We start from the raw sequence: 18580 nt of genomic DNA, 5'->3' as shown, positions 1-18580 counted from the left end.
GGTGAATCTTGGCATGGACTTGGCCGAAGAGTGCAGGTGATCGCTAGTTTCGGGTACGTGTCTCGAGCTGAGGTGCGATGGTCGGCCAATCGTCGTCGGTCATCGCGAACAGCGCTGTTGTACGCCAACTGCCGTCGGCGCGGCGTCGGTGCTTGCGCAGCAGGCCCTCGAACTGAGCGCCGAGCTTTGCGATCGCGGCCCTGGACTGTTCGTTGAACTCGTCCGTGTGCCACTCGACGCGTACGGCTTCGAGCTGGTCGAAGGCGTGACGAAGCAGGAGCAGCTTCGATTCGGGATTGATCCCGGTTCCCTGAACCGATCGCGACAACCACGTGTATCCGATTGCAAGACTGCGGTTTACCGGGTCGATCTGGTACATGGACGTGGTGCCGACCACGGCGTTCGTCGCGATGTTCACCTGCGCAAAGGCGATCCGATTAGGGTCGTCGGTTGCTGCAGCGATGTACTTCTGTGCCTGTTCCCGATCGGTGATGGGCGATGCGGTCCAACGAAAGATCGCCGGGTCGTCGGCAGCAGCGAGCAGAGCGTCGGTGTGCGCGACGCCCAGGGGTTCGAGTCGGACACGATCACCGGTCAGCGTCGGTGATTCGAACCATGATGCAGTCATCAGGCGTGCTCCCGTGAGTGAGTCGGAAGGTTGTTGTCGGAGTTGGCAATCTGATCGGTCCCACCGGCAAGCGGATACCGCAACGGGACTCGCAGGAACAGGAAGAAGAACACGGCGAGCAGGATGACGTGGCCCCACACGCTCGCCTGGACGACGGCCTCGTACTTGCTCGGATCGAGATTCATGTCCAGTTGGTAGAAGTACCGGAAGATGCCGATACCCAACGCTGCGTCGGCGATCAGATAGGCGACGATCCAGAACCACCGGATCTTGAACAGTACGAGGAAAGGCAGGATCCACAGTGTGTACTGCGGTGAATTGACCTTGTGTAGCAACACGAATCCGCACAGCATCGCGGCACTGACTGCAATCCACGGAAAGTAGCCGTCGCGGACGTAGCGGCGCCAACCCAGATACATCGCGAGCGCGAACGACAACAGGATCATCACCGGAGACAGGATGCTCACCAGTGCGTCGTAGTCGGCGTTGAGCTCGCGAACTCCGAAACCGTAGAAGGGGCGCAAACCCCAGAACCACACCGAATTGGTGGTGATGTCGGCGCTTCGCTTCTCCTGGAAGCTGAACGACGCGCGCCAGCCTTCGTACGAGATGAGGGCGAACGGCAGGTTGACGAGGACGACGGTGACGATCGCCGCGCCTGCCGTCATCAGCGCTCCACGAACGTCGTAGCGCTTGCCTTCGGTGCCGCGTAGATGCACGTAGGCCATGAGCGGCAGCACGAACATTCCCGGGTACAGCTTCAAACAGAAACCGATCGCCAGGATGACGGCCGCCAGAACCGCGCGAGTTCGCAGCGGGATCCGCTCGAACGTCATCAGGAAGATCGCGCCGACGCTGGTGGCCACCACCGGGAGCTCCCAGTTGTGGAATGCGTACAGAACCAGGGGCGGAGTCGCCGACCACACGAGCGCGTACGCGCCGCTCATCTTGCCGAGCATCCACGCCGTGAGCAGTCCGAAAGGAGCCAGGATCAGGGCCGAGTGCAGAAGGAAATCGGTGTCGGTGTGTGAGCCGATACCGCCCAGCCACATCAGAATTCCGCTGAGCACCGGGTATTCGACGGTTCCGCCGGTCAGGAATCCTTCGGGCGTTATCCCTCCGGTGACGAAGGGGAACAGATGCTGATCGATTCCTCGTCCGAGCCAGAGCAACTGGATATCGGAGTAGCAGACGTCGATGTTCTTGTTGACGTCGAAGTTCAGGCTTCGGCCGTCGGGCGCGAACGGTGCACCGCCGCATCTGGCCTTGTTGAAATAGCCCAGCGCCATCGTCAGCCCGCACAATCCGACGACCAACGCCAGGATCGACGCCGGGGTCTTGCGGTCTGTTCGCATGATTCTCACCCTAGGGGGCGCAGTGGCTCGCGGGGTGATGCGTCTGCGCCACGCGTCGCGCATCGACCTGGCGGTCTCCCCGGAGGGCTGGGACGATTTCCCTGGTCAAGGCCCCTCGTGTAACCTACGAGGGTTGCTGACGCAACGACCCTCCTGCCACGGATAGTCCGTGGCCGTTTTCACTTAGTCCACAGGAGGTGATGAGGTCTTATGCGTCATTACGAATTGATGGTCATCCTTGACCCCAGCCTGGACGAGCGCACTGTCGCTCCTTCACTGGATACGTTCCTCAATGTTGTGCGCCAGCACGGCGGCACGATCGACAAGGTCGATGTCTGGGGTAAGCGTCGTCTCGCCTACGAGATCCTGAAGCATGCTGAAGGTATCTACGCGGTGATCGACATCAACGCCACTCCCGCCACCGTCGCTGAGCTCGACCGTCAGCTCGGTCTGAACGAGTCGGTTCTGCGCACGAAGGTTCTGCGCCACAACAAGTAATTACTGTCGGTAGCGAGCTCTACTCTCGCGCCCAACGGTCTTACATCAATGCAGGAGGAACCACATGGCTGGCGACACCATCATCACCGTCATCGGAAACCTGACGGCTGATCCTGAACTTCGTTTCACCCCGGCGGGTGCCGCGGTTGCAAACTTCACGGTTGCTTCCACGCCCCGCACCTTCGACCGTAATTCCAATGAATGGAAAGACGGCGATGCGCTGTTCATGCGTTGCAACATCTGGCGCGAAGCAGCCGAGAACGTCGCGGAGAGCTTGACCCGTGGTTCACGAGTAATCGTGAGCGGCCGGCTCAAGCAGCGTTCGTACGAAACTCGCGAGGGCGAAAAGCGAACTGTCGTCGAGCTCGAAGTCGATGAAATCGGTCCTTCACTGAAGTACGCCACGGCAAAGGTCAACAAGGCCAACCGTGGTGGCGGCGGTGGAGGCGGCAACTTCGGCGGTTCCTCCGGCGGATCGGGTGGCGGACGTCCGAGCGCTGCACCTTCGGGTGGAGACGATCCTTGGGGCAGTGCGCCTCAGGCTTCGGGCTCCTTCGGTGGTGCGGGCAGCGACGAACCGCCCTTCTGATCCGTACCTGATCAGGAACATCCAGAAAAGAGCAAAGACATGCCGAAGCCGCCCTTGCGCGACAAGGTTATGAAGAAGAAGGTCTGCACCTTCTGCAAAGAGAAGAACACGCAGATCAACTACAAGGACACGACGTTGCTTCGTAAGTACGTCAGCGATCGCGGAAAGATCCGTGCTCGCCGTGTCACCGGCAATTGCGTCCAGCACCAGCGCGACGTTGCCATTGCCGTCAAGAACTCACGTGAGGTAGCACTGCTGCCTTACGCCACCGTGGCTCGCTAAGGAAAGGGAGGAAAGAACATGAAGCTCATCCTCACCGCTGACGTGGACAACCTCGGTGCGCCTGGCGACACCGTGGAGGTCAAGGACGGCTACGGCCGTAACTACCTGCTCCCCCGCGGACTGGCAATCGTCGCCACCCGTGGCGCCGAGAAGCAGGTCGAGGGCATCCGTCGTGCACAGGAAGCGCGCGCTGTGCGCGGCCTGGATCACGCCAAGGAGCTCAAGGCAGCTATCGAGGGCCTTGAGTCCGTAACGCTGACGGTCAAGACCGCCGGTGGCTCGGGCAAGCTCTTCGGTTCGGTTACCGTCGCTGACGTCGCTGCTGCGATCAAGGCTGCCGGTGGACCGGTTGTCGACAAGCGCTCCATCGTGTTGCCGAAGGCTCACATCAAGAACACGGGCAAGCACGCCGTGGTCGTGAACCTGCACCCCGATGTGGTTGCCAAGTTCAACCTGAACGTCGTCGGCGCATAGTCGACTGTTCGTCTCGTCGGGCCCCGCACACTTCGGTGTGCGGGGCCCGACGTTTTGTTTCGGGGTGCGGTGTGCCGCCTGTCAGCGTCCCGAATCGGACCTGGGGATAACTCTCACACTGTGATGTTCGACTTGGTGATCAGTGACGAATCGGGCGAGGCAACACGCCCGACACGCCGACGCGCCGACTGTGGAAAAACTATTTTCATCAACAGGCCTGTGAAATTGTGGATAGCCATCTACCTGGTCTTTTGTAGTTACTGAGCAAAGTAGTCCCCAAATGCTCCACAGGCGGTGCACACCGTGGGGCGGGAGTTTCCACAAAGCATCCACAGGTTTATCCACAGTCCGGTTTGTATGCGGACCTACTAGTCCCTAACGTCATCTCGGCGTCTATCTACAGCCCGGCCGAATGCGGCTAGGGGATGTCGGTGGGGGCAGGTACAAATGATGAGGGCGCTGCGGTTTCTGGCAGTGTCGTCGAGTGTTTTACGGGAAGGTCTCGCTTGTGGCTGTTGTAGATGATCGAGGACCTTCCGACTTCTCAGGGCCGGACTACCCGGGCCCTCCCGAGGCCGAGCCCGACCAGGAGTTCGGACGCCAGCCACCTCAGGACATGACTGCCGAGCAGTCGGTGCTCGGCGGCATGCTGCTGAGCAAGGACGCCATCGCTGACGTCCTCGAGGTACTGCGTCCGGGTGACTTCTACCGGCCCGCCCACCAGTCCGTCTACGACGTGATCCTGGACCTCTACAGCCGTGGCGAGCCTGCCGACCCGGTGACGGTCTCCGCCGAGCTCGACCGTCGAGGTGAGCTCCGCCGTATCGGTGGTGCTGCCTACCTGGTGACGCTGACCCAGACAGTGCCCACTGCCGCCAACGCTGCCTTCTATGCCGAGATCGTCGCCGAGAAGTCCGTGCTGCGTCGTCTCGTCGACGCCGGTACTCGCATCGTCCAGTACGGCTACGCCGGCACCGAGGGCCAGGACGTGGCCGAGGTTGTCGACCGCGCGCAGGCCGAGATCTTCGAGGTCACCGAGCGTCGAACCACCGAGGACTTCGTACCCCTCACCGAGCTCCTCCAGCCCACGATGGACGAGATCGACTCCATCGCCAGCCGCGGCGGAATTTCCCTCGGTGTGCCCACCGGATTCAAGGATCTCGACGAGATCACCAACGGCCTTCACGCTGGTCAGATGATTATCGTCGCGGCCCGTCCTGGTGTGGGCAAGGCGCTTGCCCTCGATACTCCCCTCGCGACGCCCAGTGGCTGGACCACGATGGGTGACGTTGCTGTCGGCGATCTGTTGATCGACAACCACGGCAAGCCGACGCGGGTTGTTGCCGCTACCGACGTGATGGTTGACCGTCCTTGCTACGAGGTCGAGTTTTCCGATGGAACAGTGTTGGTGGCCGACGAGCAGCATCAGTGGTTGACGGAGACGCGTGCTTCGCGCCGTTCAGCGCAGAACGCCAAGACAGGTTACAACCGCTATAAGAATCAAAAGACATTCGCCGAGGTCCGAACCACGGCGGAGATCGCATCGACGGTGCGATGCGCAACGGCGGATGGCCGCGTTAATCACTCTGTCGTGAATGCCAAGCCGCTCGACCTACCAACGCAGGATCTCCTTGTCCCGCCCTACACACTTGGCGCTTGGCTAGGTGACGGTTCTACTGCCTGCGCACAATTCACCACTGCTGATCCTGAGATCATCATGTTGATCGAGGCCGAAGGCCTGGTTGCAGTTCCGTCCAAGTCGGCGCATTTGCGCTACAGCCTTCAATTAGCCCCGGAAGATCCCGTCGCTCCGCGCGATTGCGTTGTGTGCGGAAAGAGCTTCGTGCCGTTCACCAGTCAGGTGCGAACGTGCGGTCAATCATGCGGCGGCAAAGCACGTTTCATGTCTGACCCTGTACCTGCGCCAACCTGTTCACACTGTGGTGGACCTTCGATCGGGCTGCGACTGTGCCAGAAGTGCCGCAATGAGTACGGCACGGTTCAAGGACGCCTACGTACGGTCGGTGTTCTGGGCAACAAGCACATCCCTGTCCAGTATCTCCGTGGGTCTGAGGCGCAGCGTCGTGCGGTTCTTGCGGGGCTTCTCGACACTGATGGAACTGTGACTGCCGGTGGCTCCGTTCAGTTTTCGGTAACCAACGAGCGCCTCGTCCGCGATGCCCAGGAATTAGTGGTTAGTCTTGGCTATCGCTGCCAAATGAGCACAAAGCGAGTCAACGGTCGCACCGAGGCTTCGTCGACTGCATTCACCTTGACCTTCTCGACTGATGACGAAGTGTTCGGTCTTACGCGGAAAGCGATGCTGCACAAGGAGCGTCGAGCGAGTAAAAGCACTGCGCGCAGCGGGTCGCGCTACATTGTCGATGTTCGACCAATTGCGAGTGTTCCGGTTCGCTGCGTCGAGGTCGACAACGCCGACCACATGTACCTGGCCGGTCATTCGATGGTCCCGACGCACAATTCCACGCTCGGAATGGATTTCCTGCGTTCCTGCTCCATCACGCACGGCATGGCCAGCGTCATGTTCTCCCTGGAAATGAGCAAAACCGAGATCGTCATGCGTCTGCTGTCCGCAGAGGCAAAGATCAAGCTCGGCGACATGCGCTCCGGAAAGATGACCGACGACGACTGGACCAAGCTCGCGCGTCGCATGAGTGAGATCAGTGAGGCGCCGCTCTTCATCGATGACTCCCCCAACCTCACCATGATGGAAATTCGCGCAAAAGCGCGGCGGCTCAAGCAGAAACACGACATTCGCCTGATCGTCATCGACTACCTCCAGCTGATGAGCTCGGGTAAAAAGGTCGAGTCCCGTCAGCAGGAAGTCTCCGAATTCTCCCGTAGCCTAAAGCTTTTGGCGAAGGAGCTCGAAGTTCCGGTTGTCGCGATCTGTCAGCTCAACCGTGGTCCCGAGCAGCGAACCGACAAGCGTCCGCAGGTCGCCGACCTTCGTGAGTCCGGATCGCTCGAGCAGGACGCCGACATGGTGATTCTGCTGTACCGCCCTGACGCGACCGAGCGAGACGATCCCCGTGGCGGTGAAGCCGACCTGATTCTGGGTAAGCACCGTAACGGCCCGACCGCGACAATCACTGTGGCGCACCAGCTTCACCTGTCCAAGTTTGTGGACATGGCCCGGGGATAGTGGCTGCCGCCATCGCCTGAAGGTGGGACGGATTTCAGATCTTGTGAGATCCTGCTACAAGCACCAATTCGATTCCACTAGTGCAAAATTCGGTTTTTCTACAGGTGGGGTAGTGCTGCAGTGAGGAAGACGGCGCCGAAGGCGATTCCGGCAATGCCGGTGAGGATCCCGACCACGCCGGCGGTGTTGTCGCCCAGATCGCGTCCGGGGGTGTCGGGTCGGCGCGCTGCCAGGGCGGTTCCGATGGCGGCGGCACCGAGGAGGATGCCGAGGCCGAACATCCAGAACGTCAGTATCGAGAGTGCACCGAGCATCAACGCCATGTCGCTGTATTCATCGCTGGTGATAGGACGGTGGTGATCCCACCAATCGGGTGGAGTGTGCGCGCGGGATTCGGTGTTGTTGGTGTTGTCGGATTGCTCGTGCGGGGGATGGTGGATGCAGTCATGGCAGCTAAAGGGTTCTCGCGCTGATTCTTTCGTGTGGTGGATGTACCGGTGTGCGCCACGGGTGTGCAGTGGGAGATCGAAACGATGGTGGGTGAGGCCCGAGAACCCATCGCGTGTCCTCGGGAGTCACCCCACCATCAAAGCGGTGTTCGGGCCAGGCGGATCAGGCTTCGATCTGCACCTGTGTTGTCGATCCGGCGTTATCGGTTCGGGAGGGTGGTCCGGAGGAGACCTCGATCCGCCGCGGTTTCGCCTTCTCTGCGATCGGCAACGTCACCGTCAACACGCCGTTGTCGTACGAGGCCTCGATCTGTTGGGCGTCGATGTCGTCGCTGATGGACAGCTGCCGTTTGTATGTTCCAGCGAAACGCTCACTCGCCAGCCAGCTCACACCCTCTTCGGAGAGGGCGGTGCGGTGCGCGGTCAACGTCAGGGTCGAGCCGTCGATGTGGACGCCCACTGATCCTGGGTCGACGCCCGGAAGATCGGCGTGCAGGACGTACTGGTCCTCGACCTTGTAGAGGTCCATCGGCATGAACCGTGGACTGCGTCCGTTGCCGGTTCCCGCGGCGAGTACGGACTTGGTGATCGCGTCGATGTCGGTGAAAGGATCGAAACGAAGCACAGCAACACACCTCCCATGTCGTGAAAAGAAAGGTCACCGCCACTGTGGCGGTTGACCGAACTTACTGTGCGAGAACATGATAACCACACGAATTAGCACTCTGCAACCGAGAGTGCCAGAAGCTTTGGGGAAGTGTTCCGGTCCCTGAAGATCGCTGCTTTGCCTGGTCCCGACAAAGCGGTGGCCGCCTTCGGCCTCGATTCGAAGCGGGCGGCGCGGTACGGCACTTCGTCAGTAGCGGCGGTGCGGCAACGGATCCGCCGGAGCCCCGACTCTGCGTGTGCGAGTCGGGGCGTATGACCGACGTCGGCATTGAGCACACAACACCGATGACCCACTATCCGTGCGAAGTCGACGTTCATGTCGTCCGCACATCTTCAACCATAAACAGTGCGATCGGTATAAATCATGTTCAGTCGCCTTCGATGCCAAGAAGTGACATGGCCGTTTGCATGGCAAGGTGAACATCTTGGTCGTCACGCTAGCGGCGCAGTAGCCGCGGTGCCTGGAAAGGTGGCCCGTGCCTGGTATTTGGTTTGCAGACGTCTGTTCCGAATGCTTTTGCAAAATAGGTCTTTTCCCGATGTTTGCGGGTGGATCGGGCATCGAACATCGCGGGTGCTCGTTCGTCGGAGTCGCTGCGAACGATGTCGGTGTTCGTGCACACACCGAACCGGCTGTAAGGGAGAACACTTCGGCTACCGTCAAAGCTTGCTCATCACAATGGAACTGGGACTTTCGACCCTGTCGTCTACAAGCAGTGCGCAATAACCTTCGTCGGGTCGGGGGCACCCGTTCCGTTCGAGGGGGCAAACAATCGGGCGGGTGTTCGTCAAGGCAAGGCCATATCACCCTCACTGGTCTCCTTGCCGGGCCTTGAGCTGTGCGCGCCCAGAAGTGCTCAGGGCCCGCCCGATGCGGGGATCGAGAAAGTGAAGACGAAAGGTTCTCAGATGAGCCGAAGGAGTGATCGGCGATCGACAAGTTCTGCTCGCCGCCTGGCCACGCGGACTACCGGTGTCAGAGGTTCGGCGTGTAAGCCGAACTCGCTCACGGCAGAAGATCTGAGGGCTGTAATCGAGTCCCTCACTGGAGTTCTCGCTGCCCGAGAATCGAGCGCGGAAACCGCACCTCTCGCCGGAAATCCTCCGTCGTCGACGCCAACTGACAGGCAGTTCTGAATCGCACCGGTATTTTCGCAGCCGGACGGCATATTCGAACTCAGACGCGCTGTCAGCCGGGACGGGTGGTAATCACAGAAGTAGGTGGAAGATGTCGAAGGCGACTGTCCATTGGGCTGTGCCGGGGTTCTTGCGGTCCGGTTCGACCGTGGCGAAGGTTTGCGCCAGCGCTACGCTCAACCCTCCTGCGATCAGCGGCAGTCGTTGCTCTGTCTCCTCTGAGAGGGCCACGTCCAAGGGCGGGCGGGCCGTGAGCTGATCGAGCAGCGGTTGAAGTTCGATCTCCTCGTCGAGTTTTTCGAACCGGTGGATGCTCTCCTGTAATCCCTTGGTGATCGGCAGGTCCCACGGTTCGATCACGTCGCGCAAGTTTGCTTTCGCGGAGGCTTTCCCGATCAGGATCACGTCGTAGATCTTGTCGTCGATGAAATCGGTATAGCGCTTGAGATCGTTCCGGTCGACCTGCAGTCCGGCCGCTGCCCTGAAGAACCGCTGGAATTTCACGGTGCCCATTACTGGCATGTCGTCAGCTCCTTTCGAAGTATTCATGGATTTGGCGTACGGCCATCGCTCCTTCACCGACGGCGGATGCGACTCGTTTCACCGAACCGCGGCGGATGTCGCCCGCCGCGAACAAGCCGGGCAGGCTGGTTTCGAGCGTCCTGGACAGGCCGCCGTTGATATGCAGGTTGCCGTCTGCTCGGGCGTGGATCGCGTCCATGCCGGTGAGGACGAAGCCGTGGTCGTCGAGTGCGATCGCGTCGGCAAGCCACCCGGTGTGCGGTACCGCCCCGATGAAGACGAACAGGGCGCGCACCCGAATCGTGTCCTGGTCGCCGGTGCGATTGTCCTCGACCGCAATTGCTTCGAGGTATTTCTCGCCGTGGACCGCACGAATCTCGTTGTGCCGGTGCACGGTGACCCGCGGATGGTGTTCGATCTGGTCGACCAGGTATCGGGACATGCTCTTCCCGAGGTCATCGCCGCGGATGAGCAGGTGCACCTGTGAGACGTGCTCGGCGAGGAAGACGGCGGCCTGGCCGGCGGAGTTGCCGCCACCGACGATGGCTATCGGGTCGGTGCCGCATATCCGTGCTTCCTGATGCGTTGCGGCGTAGTACACGCTTGTTCCTTCCAGCGCCTCGATCCCCTGAACGGCCAACTTGCGGTACCGCGCCCCGGCGGCGAGCACAACGGCCCGGGCGTGCACCGACCCGCCGTCCGCCAGTCGGAGCACATGGTTCCCGGCCTCGGATCCCAAACCGGTCACTTCTGCCGACACCAGGATTCGGGCGCCGAACTTCCCGGCCTGGAGCACGGCTCGCTCGGCCAATTCGGAGCCGGAGACCCCGGCGGGGAATCCCAGATAATTCTCGATCCGGGATGAGGTACTGGCTTGGCCGCCCGCAGCGATCCGCTCCAACGTCACCGTGTTCAACCCGTCCGAGGCGCCGTACACCGATGCGGCCAGGCCGGCCGGTCCGGCACCCACGACGACGAGGTTGTAGACGTCCTTGGCTGCGTCCGCGACGGGTGCCGGGACAGGAAGCCCGACGACGCGTGCGAGTTCCGCATTCGTCGGATTGCGCAGCACCTTCTCGCCGTGCCAGATCACGACGGGTGTGTCCTCGGGTGCGACGTTCAGGCTGCGTAGCAGCTGCTCCACTCGTTCGTCCTGTTCCAAGTCGAACCACTTGTGGGGCAGACGGTTTCGCATCGCGAACTCACGAAGTCGCAACGTATCCGGGGAGAAGCAGGAGCCGATGATCCGGAATCCGGAGCCGAGCCCGATCAGCAAGTGCCGACGCACAAGGTAGGCGCGCAGGATCAAATCGCTGAGCACGGGATCGTGGGCAATCAGCTCGCGTACCTGCTCGGCCGGGACGACGAGTATCTCGCCGTCCTCGATCGCTTCGGCGGTGAAGAACGCCACCTGACCTTCCAGGAGTCCGAGCTCGCCCAGGAAACGCCCAGGACCGTGCACGCGCAGTACCCGGCGCTCGCCGTCCGCGTCGCCTTCGTCGACGACTGCGATCTTTCCGGAAAGGACGACGACGAAATCGTTGTCAGGCGCGCCTTCTCGGATCAGCACCTCGCCGGCGTGAACCGGTCGACGCGAGCCACCGACCTCGAGCTTCGCGACCTGGTCGTCCGTCAGCCGCGGGAAGGCGCCCTCCTCGTCCGGGGTCTCGTCGTCGACCGGCGGGCTGTACCCGATGGGTGAGGCGCCCTCAGACGAAGTTCTGGTCGACATAACACCACCGCCAATCCTCGCCGGGCTCCATCGACTGGACGATCGGATGCCCGATGGCGTGAGCGTGAGCACTCGCGTGCCTGCCCGGCGAAGAGTCGCAGCAACCGACGTGTCCGCACGTCAGGCACAGCCTCAGATGCACCCACGGGGTGCCGAGGCGAAGACATTCCTCGCAGCCCTGCGGGGTACGGGGCACCACGGCCCGGATCGCGGTTACATGTGGGTCCGCATGGACAGGACTCATGACTTCGCCTCCTCGCCGGCATTTTCCGAGAGCGCCTGATCGAGCCACGTGCGCAGCTGGGGGACCGGAGCTGCGCCCGACTGGCGAGCGAGAACCTCACCCCGGTCCATCACCAGCAGAGTCGGCACGGCGCGGACGGTGAATCGTTCAGCCGTCCGGGTGCAGCATCGACGTCGACCTTGACCAGCTTGATCTGGCCGGCGTGTTCTCTGGCGAGCTGCTCGAGCGCGGGGCTGACCATGCGACACGGGCCGCACCACGTCGCCCACAGATCCACGAGCACAGGCACCGAGGATTTTTCGACGATCTCCGCGAAGTCACCGTCTCCCGCCGCGGCGATCCAGGGCAGCGGCTCGTGGCAGTTGCCGCAGCGAGGTTTTCCTTCCCCTGCTGCCGGGATGTTGTTGGTCTTGCCGCAGTTCGGGCACTTCACCTTTTCGGATCCCATGACCAGTTACCTCTTCTCAGGCCGCCGCGAAGGCGGGTTCGGCATACGCGACGGCAAGCTCGCCGCCGTCCACCGTGACGCTGATGGTGCCGTCCGGTTTGATCTCGCCGCGCAACAGTGCACGGCCGATCTTGGTTTCGACCTCGTGTGCGATGTATCGGCGCAGCGGCCGCGCACCGTAGACAGGGTCGAACCCGTGTTCGGCGATCAGTCGGCGTGCCTCCGGCGTGATTTCCAGGTGTATCTGTCTCTCCGACAACCTGTTTCGAAGGTCGGTGAGTTGCAGTTCCACTATGTACTCGATCTGGGGCAGGGTGAGTGGGGAGAACAGCACGATGTCGTCGACCCGGTTGAGGAATTCGGGGCGGAAATGCCCGCGCAGTTCTGCCATCACCCGTTCCCTGGCGTCCGGCTTGATTTCGCCGTCGGCTGTGACCCCGTCGAGGAGATGCTGGGATCCGATGTTGGAGGTCATGATGATCACCGTGTTCCGGAAATCGACTTGCCTCCCTTGAGAATCGGTGATCCGGCCGTCGTCGAGCACCTGCAGCAGGGTATTGAAGACGTCGGCGTGGGCCTTCTCGATCTCGTCGAAGAGCACCACGGAGTACGGCTTACGCCGCACCGCCTCGGTGAGCTGGCCACCTTCGTCGTACCCGACGTATCCGGGAGGTGCACCGATGAGCCGACTCACCGTGTGCCGTTCCTGGTACTCGCTCATATCGAGGCGCACCATGTTGTCTTCACTGTCGAATAGGGCGCTGGCCAATGTCTTTGCAAGCTCGGTCTTTCCGACGCCCGTCGGGCCCAGGAAAATGAACGAACCGATCGGTCGACGAGGATCACGGATACCGGACCTCGCCCGGATCACAGCGTCCGCGACCAGTTGCACCGCCTCGTCCTGACCGACGACCCGCTCGTGCAGGATCTCGTCGAGCTTCAACAACTTCTCCCGCTCACCTTCTTGCAGCCGGGCGACCGGGATACCCGTCCATGCGGCCACGATCTCTGCGATCTCGTCTTCGGTGACCACTTCACGCAGCAACGGATTTCGGCCTTGTCTGGTGGCCAGTTGCTCCTCCGCCGCCTCGAGCCGGCGTTCGAGCTCGGTGATCTCGCCGTATCGCAACTCGGCTGCCCGATTGAGGTCGTAGTTGCGTTCGGCGGCCTCGGCCTCGACGCGCAACCGTTCCAAATCTCCTCGCAGTTCTTGCACCCGCCGGATCGCCTGCCGCTCCGCCTCCCATTGAGCGTGCCGGGCGTCTGCCTCGGCCCGCAGGTCGGCCAGCTCCTTGCGCAATTCTTCGAGGCGCGCTTTGCTGGCCGCGTCCGTTTCCTTGGACAGTGCGGCCTCTTCGATCTCCAGACGGGTCACCTTCCGCGTGAGCTCGTCGAGTTCGGCAGGCATCGAATCGATTTCGGTGCGGAGCCGAGCGCATGCCTCGTCTACGAGATCGATCGCCTTGTCCGGAAGGAAGCGGTCGGTGATATACCGGTGCGAGAGGGTCACGGCGGCCACCAATGCACCGTCTTGAATTTTCACGCCATGGAACACCTCGAGGCGTTCTCGAAGTCCGCGCAGAATCGAGATCGCATCCTCGGCACTGGGCTCGTCGACGAGAACGGTCTGGAATCGACGCTCCAGTGCCGCATCGGATTCGATGTGCTTGCGATACTCGTCGAGAGTGGTGGCACCGATCATGTGCAGTTCGCCGCGTGCGAGCATCGGTTTGAGCATGTTGCCGGCATCGAGAGACCCCTCGCCGCCGACCGAGCCCGCTCCGACCACGGTATGCAACTCGTCGACGAACAACAGGATGCGCCCCTCGGCAGCCTTCACCTCGGACAGCACGGCCTGCAGTCGCTCCTCGAACTCGCCGCGGTACTTCGCACCGGCCACCAGAGAACCCATGTCGAGCGAGAAGATCGTCTTGTCGCGTAGGCCCTCGGGCACGTCGCCGCGGACGATCCGCTGGGCGAGACCCTCGACAATCGCAGTCTTACCTACACCGGGGTCGCCGATCAGCACCGGGTTGTTCTTCGTTTTCCGGCTCAAGATCTGAGTTACCCTGCGTATCTCGGCATCCCGGCCGATGACCGGATCGAGTTTGCCTGCCCGTCCCTCGGAGACGAGGTCGCGCCCGTACTTCTCCAATGCCTCGTACGCCCCCTCCGGGGTTGCCGACGTGACACGCTGATTGCCGCGCACCTTCGTCAGCGCTGTGAGGAAGGCGTCCCGTGTGACCCCGTGACTGGCGAGGACCCGCCCGGCCGCGCTGGCCGATCCTTCCTCGGAGAGGGCCATCACAAGATGCTCCACCGACACGTAGGAATCCTTGAGTCTCTTCGCCTCCCGCTCTGCGGCATCGAGCAGCTTGGCCAGACGCTGGGTGATCATCACCTGACCGGGGGTCGCGCCGGGGCCGCTGACCTTCGGCCTACGCGACAGTTCACGATCCAGATCGGATCGAAGTGCTTCGACATTCGCGCCGGCCTGTTCGAGCAGTCGGGGCACCAACCCATCCTGCTGATCGACCAATGCGAGCAGCAGGTGCTCTCCGTCGACTTCGGTGTGGCCCATTCTGGTCGCAACATTCTGGGCTTCCTGCAAGGCTTCTCGTGACTTTTCGGTCAAGCTGCCGGTGTCCATGAGGATGTCATCCTTCTGCGGGCCGCTGTTTCGAGTCTTTCGATTCGATCCAGCAGATCGAGCACGAGCCCGATTGCCGAGTAGTTGAGACCCAGACCCGTCCGCAGTCGTTGGATGCGTGCGGCGTGGGTCACTTCGGATGGGTCGAACGACATCTCTCCGCCGGCGTAGCGGTGGGCGTCGAGCAGTCCGAGAGCCACGAGTTTTCGTGCCAGATCCGGGTGCAGGCCAGTACGTTCGGCGAAGGCGTCCGGCGACAATCCGGTACGGCGAACCAATACGTACTGAGTGATCGGCGTTGAGGTGCTCATGTCTCTTTCCTCGGATTGAAGTTCGATTCGGCGCCCAACTGCTCGAACAGTTCGCGTTCACGTGCTGTCGGTTTCGACGGAACCATCACCTTGATTTCGGCGTAGAGGTTGCCGTTGGCACCGCGCGGATTCGGCATTCCCTCTCCGCGCAGGCGCAGCTTCCTACCAGTCGAAGAGCCAGGCACCACTTTGACTTTCGCCTCTCCGCCCGGTGTGGGAACGACGACTGTCGACCCGAGAACCGCCTCCCATGGCGATACGGGCAGATCGACGTAGATGTCCCGACCCTGCACGCGGAACCGTGAATGCGGTTTGATCCGCACCACGAGGTACAGATCCCCAGGCGGCGCGTCACCGTTGCCTCGGCCTCCTTGCCCGGCCAACCGGATTCGCTGGCCGTCCAGGACGCCGGCTGGAATGTCGACGTCATACTGCCGTCCGTCCAGTCTGAGAGTGCGTTTTCCGCCCTGATAGGCCTCTTCCAGCGCCAGTTCCAGTTCGGCCTCCTGATCGGCGCCGGGAATCGGTCCGAACCCACCGCCTCCGCCGAACATCTGCCCGAAGAGGTCTTCGAAGTCGACGGCACCCTCACCACCGACACCGTGGCCGAAGTGCACCCGTCTCCCGCCACCGCCGTACCCGGCGGCGTTTGCCCGCACCCGTTCGTCGTAATCCTCGGGTACATGCCGGAAGTCGTCACCGAATCGGTCATAGCGTTTCCGGGTGTCCGGGTCGGACAACACCTGATAGGCCTCGTTGACCTCCTTGAACCTGTCCTCCGCAGTGGGATCCTTGTTCACATCGGGGTGGTACTTGCGGGCCAGCTTGCGGTACGCCTGCTGAATTTCGTCGGTGCCGGCGCCCTTCGGTACGCCGAGTACTTCGTAGTAGTCACGGGCCATCGGTGCTCACCCCTCTGGGCGGCTGACGACCACCGCGGCGGGCCGCAACTGTCGCCCGTCCTCTCCATAACCCGGGCGCAAGACCTCGACCACGGTCCCGGATGGAAGGTCGGGTCGGGTTACCACACTGACCACTTCGTGGAGTTCCGGGGAGAACGGCACACCGGCCTCGTCGTGGCGCTCGAAGCCGAGTCGTGAGAGCACCTGTACCGCCTGGTCCCGGATCGCCTTCACACCTTCGACGACGGCCTGCGGATCGCTGCCTGCGTGTGCAAGCGCAAGCTCCAAGTTGTCCAGTATCGGCAGCCACGCCGCCGAAACCTTCGCTACTTCCGCGGCGCGTTCACGGTCCAGATCTTTGGCGTATCGCTTGCGCAGGTTGTCCAGATCTGCGACGGCCCTGCGCCAACGGTCCTCGAGTTGAGACAGCTCGTCTGCCGTCTCGGCGCGATCGGACTCGGTCTTGCTTTGATCCGTGTCGGCGCTGTTGGTAGTCGGCTCAGTCGTCGAATGATCTGCAGACATTTCCATCGTGCGCCTCAGCTTCGATCGAATTCGGCGTCGATCACGTCGCCGTCATCCGACGACGCAGCATCAGCGCCGCCTGCTTGGCCGTCGTCCGACTGGTCCGGCACAAGTCCGTAGAGCAGCTGTTGCAGCTCCGAGGTGAGTGGCTGAACCTCCGCGGGTGAAGCGCCGTCCTGCACGGCCTTTCGGGCGTCGGCAACCAGCATCTCGGCCCGCGCCTTCTCATGCGGCGGGGCACTGTCACCGAGTTCGGCGAGTCGCCGCTCCACTTGATACGCAACCGAATCGAGCCCGTTGCGCGCGTCGACCGCCTTGCGCAGCGCCTCGTCCTCACCCCGGTTCCGTTCGGCCTCCGCCAACATGCGCTCGACCTCACCCTGATCCAGGTTGCCCTGTTCACTGATCGTGATGCTCTGTTCCTTGCCGGTATCCTTGTCGCGAGCGGTGACGTTCAGGATGCCGTTGGCGTCGATGTCGAAAATGACTTCCACCTGGGCCTCGCCACGTGGCGCGGGGCGGATGTCTTCCAGCCGGAACCGGCCCAGCACCCGGTTGTCGGCCGCACGTTCGCGTTCGCCCTGCAACACCACGACGTCCACGGCGGACTGATTGTCTTCCGCCGTGGAGAACACTTCGCTGCGCCGTGCCGGGATCGTCGTGTTCCGCTCGATGATCTTCGTCATCACCCCGCCCTGCGTCTCGACGCCGAGGGACAGTGGGGTGACATCGAGTAACAACACATCGGAAACCTCGCCTTTGAGCACGCCTGCCTGGACTGCGGCTCCGAGGGCAACGACCTCGTCCGGGTTGACGCCCATGTGGGGGTCCTTGCCGCCGGTCAGCCGGCGAACCAGCGCCTGTACAGCCGGGATACGTGTCGAACCGCCGACCAGTATCACTTCGTCGATGTCGTTGGCGGCGACCTTGGCGTCACTCATGGCCTGCTTCACCGGGCCGAGGCACCGTTCCACCAGATCGGCAGTCAAATCATCGAACTTCGATCGCATGATCGTAGTGGTGAGATGTTTGGGACCATTCGCGTCAGCGGTAACGAAAGGCAGGTTTACCTGGGCCTGGGTCACCGAGGACAGCTCAACCTTTGCCTTCTCCGCGGCTTCGAACAGTCGTTGCAACGCCTGCGCGTCCTTACGCAGATCGATGTTCTCCGCGCGCTGGAATTCGTCGGCGAGGTAGTCCACCACGCGTCGATCGAAGTCGTCGCCGCCCAAGTGGGAGTCGCCGGCCGTGGAACGAACCTCGACTACCCCCTCTCCGACGTCCAGCAGGCTCACATCGAAGGTTCCGCCGCCGAGGTCGAAGACCAGTACGGTTTCGTGGGTCTGTTTGTCCATGCCGTACGCGAGTGCCGCAGCGGTCGGTTCGTTGATAATCCGCAAAACCTCGAGGCCTGCGATACGGCCGGCGTCCTTGGTGGCGTTTCGTTGCGCGTCGTTGAAGTAGGCAGGAACGGTGATGACCGCTTCCTTCACCTTCTCACCGAGGAACTTGCTCGCGTCGTCGACGAGCTTGCGCAGCACGAGAGCGCTGATCTCCTCTGGTGCGTATTTCTTGCCGCGCACGTCGAAGCGGGCCTCACCGTTGTCACCCGCTACGACGTCGAAGCTGACCGCTTTGGCTTCCTCGGAGATCTCGTCGTAGTGGCGTCCGATGAAGCGTTTCGCCGAGTAGATCGTGCCCTTCGGATTCAAGATCGCCTGCCGTCGGGCAAGCTGGCCCACCAGACGCTCACCGTTCTCGGTGAACGCCACCACCGAAGGCGTCGTCCGTGCTCCCTCCACATTGGAGATCACCACCGGCTCGCCGCCTTGCCAGCTTGCGATGACCGAGTTGGTTGTGCCCAAGTCGATGCCTACAGCAGTTGTCATGACTCAATTCCTTTCGATCGGCCCGGCCGTTGAGCAAGTGCGATTCCGCCCGCAACTTCGCTCGATGTCGGCAAGGACTTCGTAGTTCCCTGGTTTTGGCGAGTGGATTG

Annotated in this window: 17 protein-coding genes and 1 pseudogene; 5 read left to right on the top strand and 13 right to left on the bottom strand. The window is 62.1% G+C overall.

Going from position 1 to position 18580, the window contains the following annotated elements; all coding sequences use genetic code 11:
• Positions 1 to 43: 43 nt before the first annotated feature.
• Complete coding sequence (locus EHW12_RS29060) at positions 44 to 628, bottom strand: GNAT family protein (RefSeq protein ID WP_003941251.1); 585 nt, start codon at positions 626 to 628, stop codon at positions 44 to 46.
• Positions 628 to 1983 (bottom strand): hypothetical protein, encoded by a 1356-nt coding sequence (locus tag EHW12_RS29055; protein ID WP_125052422.1) that lies wholly within the window; start codon positions 1981 to 1983, stop codon positions 628 to 630. The genes EHW12_RS29060 and EHW12_RS29055 overlap by 1 nt, the downstream gene beginning before the upstream one ends.
• A gap of 210 nt (positions 1984 to 2193) precedes the next feature.
• Between EHW12_RS29055 and rpsF the strand changes: the two genes are divergently transcribed.
• From rpsF to dnaB, 5 genes are all read left to right on the top strand, one after another.
• Complete coding sequence (gene rpsF / locus EHW12_RS29045) at positions 2194 to 2481, top strand: 30S ribosomal protein S6 (RefSeq protein ID WP_003941237.1); 288 nt, start codon at positions 2194 to 2196, stop codon at positions 2479 to 2481.
• Between the two features lie 64 nt (positions 2482 to 2545).
• Entirely contained in the window at positions 2546 to 3070 is a 525-nt protein-coding gene (locus EHW12_RS29040) for a single-stranded DNA-binding protein (RefSeq protein WP_003941248.1), read from the top strand.
• A gap of 39 nt (positions 3071 to 3109) precedes the next feature.
• Positions 3110 to 3352, top strand: a complete 243-nt coding sequence (gene rpsR / locus EHW12_RS29035; protein ID WP_003941245.1) for a 30S ribosomal protein S18 — start codon at positions 3110 to 3112, stop codon at positions 3350 to 3352.
• A gap of 18 nt (positions 3353 to 3370) precedes the next feature.
• Positions 3371 to 3826: a 50S ribosomal protein L9 gene (gene rplI / locus EHW12_RS29030; protein ID WP_007735531.1), complete on the top strand. Its 456-nt coding sequence runs from the start codon at positions 3371 to 3373 to the stop codon at positions 3824 to 3826.
• Positions 3827 to 4334: 508 nt separating this feature from the next.
• On the top strand, positions 4335 to 6992 hold the full coding sequence (dnaB, locus tag EHW12_RS29025; protein ID WP_257216880.1) for a replicative DNA helicase: 2658 nt from the start codon (positions 4335 to 4337) through the stop codon (positions 6990 to 6992).
• 98 nt (positions 6993 to 7090) lie between these two features.
• On the opposite strand, the gene EHW12_RS35535 is transcribed toward dnaB, so the two are convergent.
• The 11 genes and pseudogenes from EHW12_RS35535 to dnaK all read right to left on the bottom strand — a co-directional run bounded on the left by EHW12_RS35535 (position 7091) and on the right by dnaK (position 18470).
• A complete protein-coding gene (locus EHW12_RS35535) occupies positions 7091 to 7315 on the bottom strand; it encodes a hypothetical protein (protein ID WP_241199076.1) in 225 nt (74 codons plus the stop codon).
• Positions 7316 to 7604: 289 nt separating this feature from the next.
• On the bottom strand, positions 7605 to 8066 hold the full coding sequence (locus EHW12_RS29015) for an Hsp20/alpha crystallin family protein (RefSeq protein ID WP_047272442.1): 462 nt from the start codon (positions 8064 to 8066) through the stop codon (positions 7605 to 7607).
• Positions 8067 to 9319: 1253 nt separating this feature from the next.
• Positions 9320 to 9760: a DUF1931 family protein gene (locus tag EHW12_RS29010; protein WP_024487875.1), complete on the bottom strand. Its 441-nt coding sequence runs from the start codon at positions 9758 to 9760 to the stop codon at positions 9320 to 9322.
• Positions 9761 to 9773: 13 nt separating this feature from the next.
• The gene (locus tag EHW12_RS29005) at positions 9774 to 11501 is read right to left on the bottom strand and encodes an FAD-dependent oxidoreductase (protein ID WP_125052420.1); all 1728 of its coding nucleotides are present in this window, start codon (positions 11499 to 11501) and stop codon (positions 9774 to 9776) included.
• Positions 11479 to 11745, bottom strand: coding sequence for a UBP-type zinc finger domain-containing protein (locus EHW12_RS29000; RefSeq protein WP_007735548.1), 267 nt, complete (start codon positions 11743 to 11745; stop codon positions 11479 to 11481). The genes EHW12_RS29005 and EHW12_RS29000 overlap by 23 nt, the downstream gene beginning before the upstream one ends.
• Positions 11742 to 12193, bottom strand: a pseudogene (gene trxA, locus EHW12_RS28995) (thioredoxin). The gene EHW12_RS29000 and the pseudogene trxA overlap by 4 nt, the downstream one beginning before the upstream one ends.
• A gap of 16 nt (positions 12194 to 12209) precedes the next feature.
• Entirely contained in the window at positions 12210 to 14843 is a 2634-nt protein-coding gene (gene clpB, locus EHW12_RS28990; RefSeq protein WP_054188357.1) for an ATP-dependent chaperone ClpB, read from the bottom strand.
• Positions 14825 to 15154, bottom strand: coding sequence for a chaperone modulator CbpM (locus tag EHW12_RS28985; protein WP_125052418.1), 330 nt, complete (start codon positions 15152 to 15154; stop codon positions 14825 to 14827). The genes clpB and EHW12_RS28985 overlap by 19 nt, the downstream gene beginning before the upstream one ends.
• Positions 15151 to 16056, bottom strand: a complete 906-nt coding sequence (locus EHW12_RS28980) for a DnaJ C-terminal domain-containing protein (protein ID WP_007735552.1) — start codon at positions 16054 to 16056, stop codon at positions 15151 to 15153. The genes EHW12_RS28985 and EHW12_RS28980 overlap by 4 nt, the downstream gene beginning before the upstream one ends.
• Before the next feature lie 6 nt (positions 16057 to 16062).
• Entirely contained in the window at positions 16063 to 16587 is a 525-nt protein-coding gene (locus EHW12_RS28975; protein ID WP_007735553.1) for a nucleotide exchange factor GrpE, read from the bottom strand.
• Between the two features lie 8 nt (positions 16588 to 16595).
• On the bottom strand, positions 16596 to 18470 hold the full coding sequence (gene dnaK, locus EHW12_RS28970; RefSeq protein ID WP_007735554.1) for a molecular chaperone DnaK: 1875 nt from the start codon (positions 18468 to 18470) through the stop codon (positions 16596 to 16598).
• Positions 18471 to 18580: the final 110 nt, after the last annotated feature.

This window comes from Rhodococcus sp. NJ-530 (genome assembly GCF_003860625.1).
GTDB lineage: Bacteria > Actinomycetota > Actinomycetes > Mycobacteriales > Mycobacteriaceae > Rhodococcus_F > Rhodococcus_F qingshengii.
Note: the sequence above shows the minus strand (reverse complement) of the source record. Positions and strands in the feature narration are given on the sequence as shown.

Excerpts from the sequence above, each read along its gene's own strand:
- EHW12_RS29060 (WP_003941251.1), bottom strand. The coding sequence starts at position 628 with ATGACTGCATCATGGTTCGAATCACCGACGCTGACCGGTGATCGTGTC.
- EHW12_RS29055 (WP_125052422.1), bottom strand. The coding sequence starts at position 1,983 with ATGCGAACAGACCGCAAGACCCCGGCGTCGATCCTGGCGTTGGTCGTC.
- rpsF (WP_003941237.1), top strand. The coding sequence starts at position 2,194 with ATGCGTCATTACGAATTGATGGTCATCCTTGACCCCAGCCTGGACGAG.
- EHW12_RS29040 (WP_003941248.1), top strand. The coding sequence starts at position 2,546 with ATGGCTGGCGACACCATCATCACCGTCATCGGAAACCTGACGGCTGAT.
- rpsR (WP_003941245.1), top strand. The coding sequence starts at position 3,110 with ATGCCGAAGCCGCCCTTGCGCGACAAGGTTATGAAGAAGAAGGTCTGC.
- rplI (WP_007735531.1), top strand. The coding sequence starts at position 3,371 with ATGAAGCTCATCCTCACCGCTGACGTGGACAACCTCGGTGCGCCTGGC.
- EHW12_RS35535 (WP_241199076.1), bottom strand. The coding sequence starts at position 7,315 with ATGGCGTTGATGCTCGGTGCACTCTCGATACTGACGTTCTGGATGTTC.
- EHW12_RS29010 (WP_024487875.1), bottom strand. The coding sequence starts at position 9,760 with ATGGGCACCGTGAAATTCCAGCGGTTCTTCAGGGCAGCGGCCGGACTG.
- EHW12_RS29005 (WP_125052420.1), bottom strand. The coding sequence starts at position 11,501 with ATGTCGACCAGAACTTCGTCTGAGGGCGCCTCACCCATCGGGTACAGC.
- EHW12_RS29000 (WP_007735548.1), bottom strand. The coding sequence starts at position 11,745 with ATGAGTCCTGTCCATGCGGACCCACATGTAACCGCGATCCGGGCCGTG.
- clpB (WP_054188357.1), bottom strand. The coding sequence starts at position 14,843 with ATGGACACCGGCAGCTTGACCGAAAAGTCACGAGAAGCCTTGCAGGAA.
- EHW12_RS28985 (WP_125052418.1), bottom strand. The coding sequence starts at position 15,154 with ATGAGCACCTCAACGCCGATCACTCAGTACGTATTGGTTCGCCGTACC.
- EHW12_RS28980 (WP_007735552.1), bottom strand. The coding sequence starts at position 16,056 with ATGGCCCGTGACTACTACGAAGTACTCGGCGTACCGAAGGGCGCCGGC.
- EHW12_RS28975 (WP_007735553.1), bottom strand. The coding sequence starts at position 16,587 with ATGGAAATGTCTGCAGATCATTCGACGACTGAGCCGACTACCAACAGC.
- dnaK (WP_007735554.1), bottom strand. The coding sequence starts at position 18,470 with ATGACAACTGCTGTAGGCATCGACTTGGGCACAACCAACTCGGTCATC.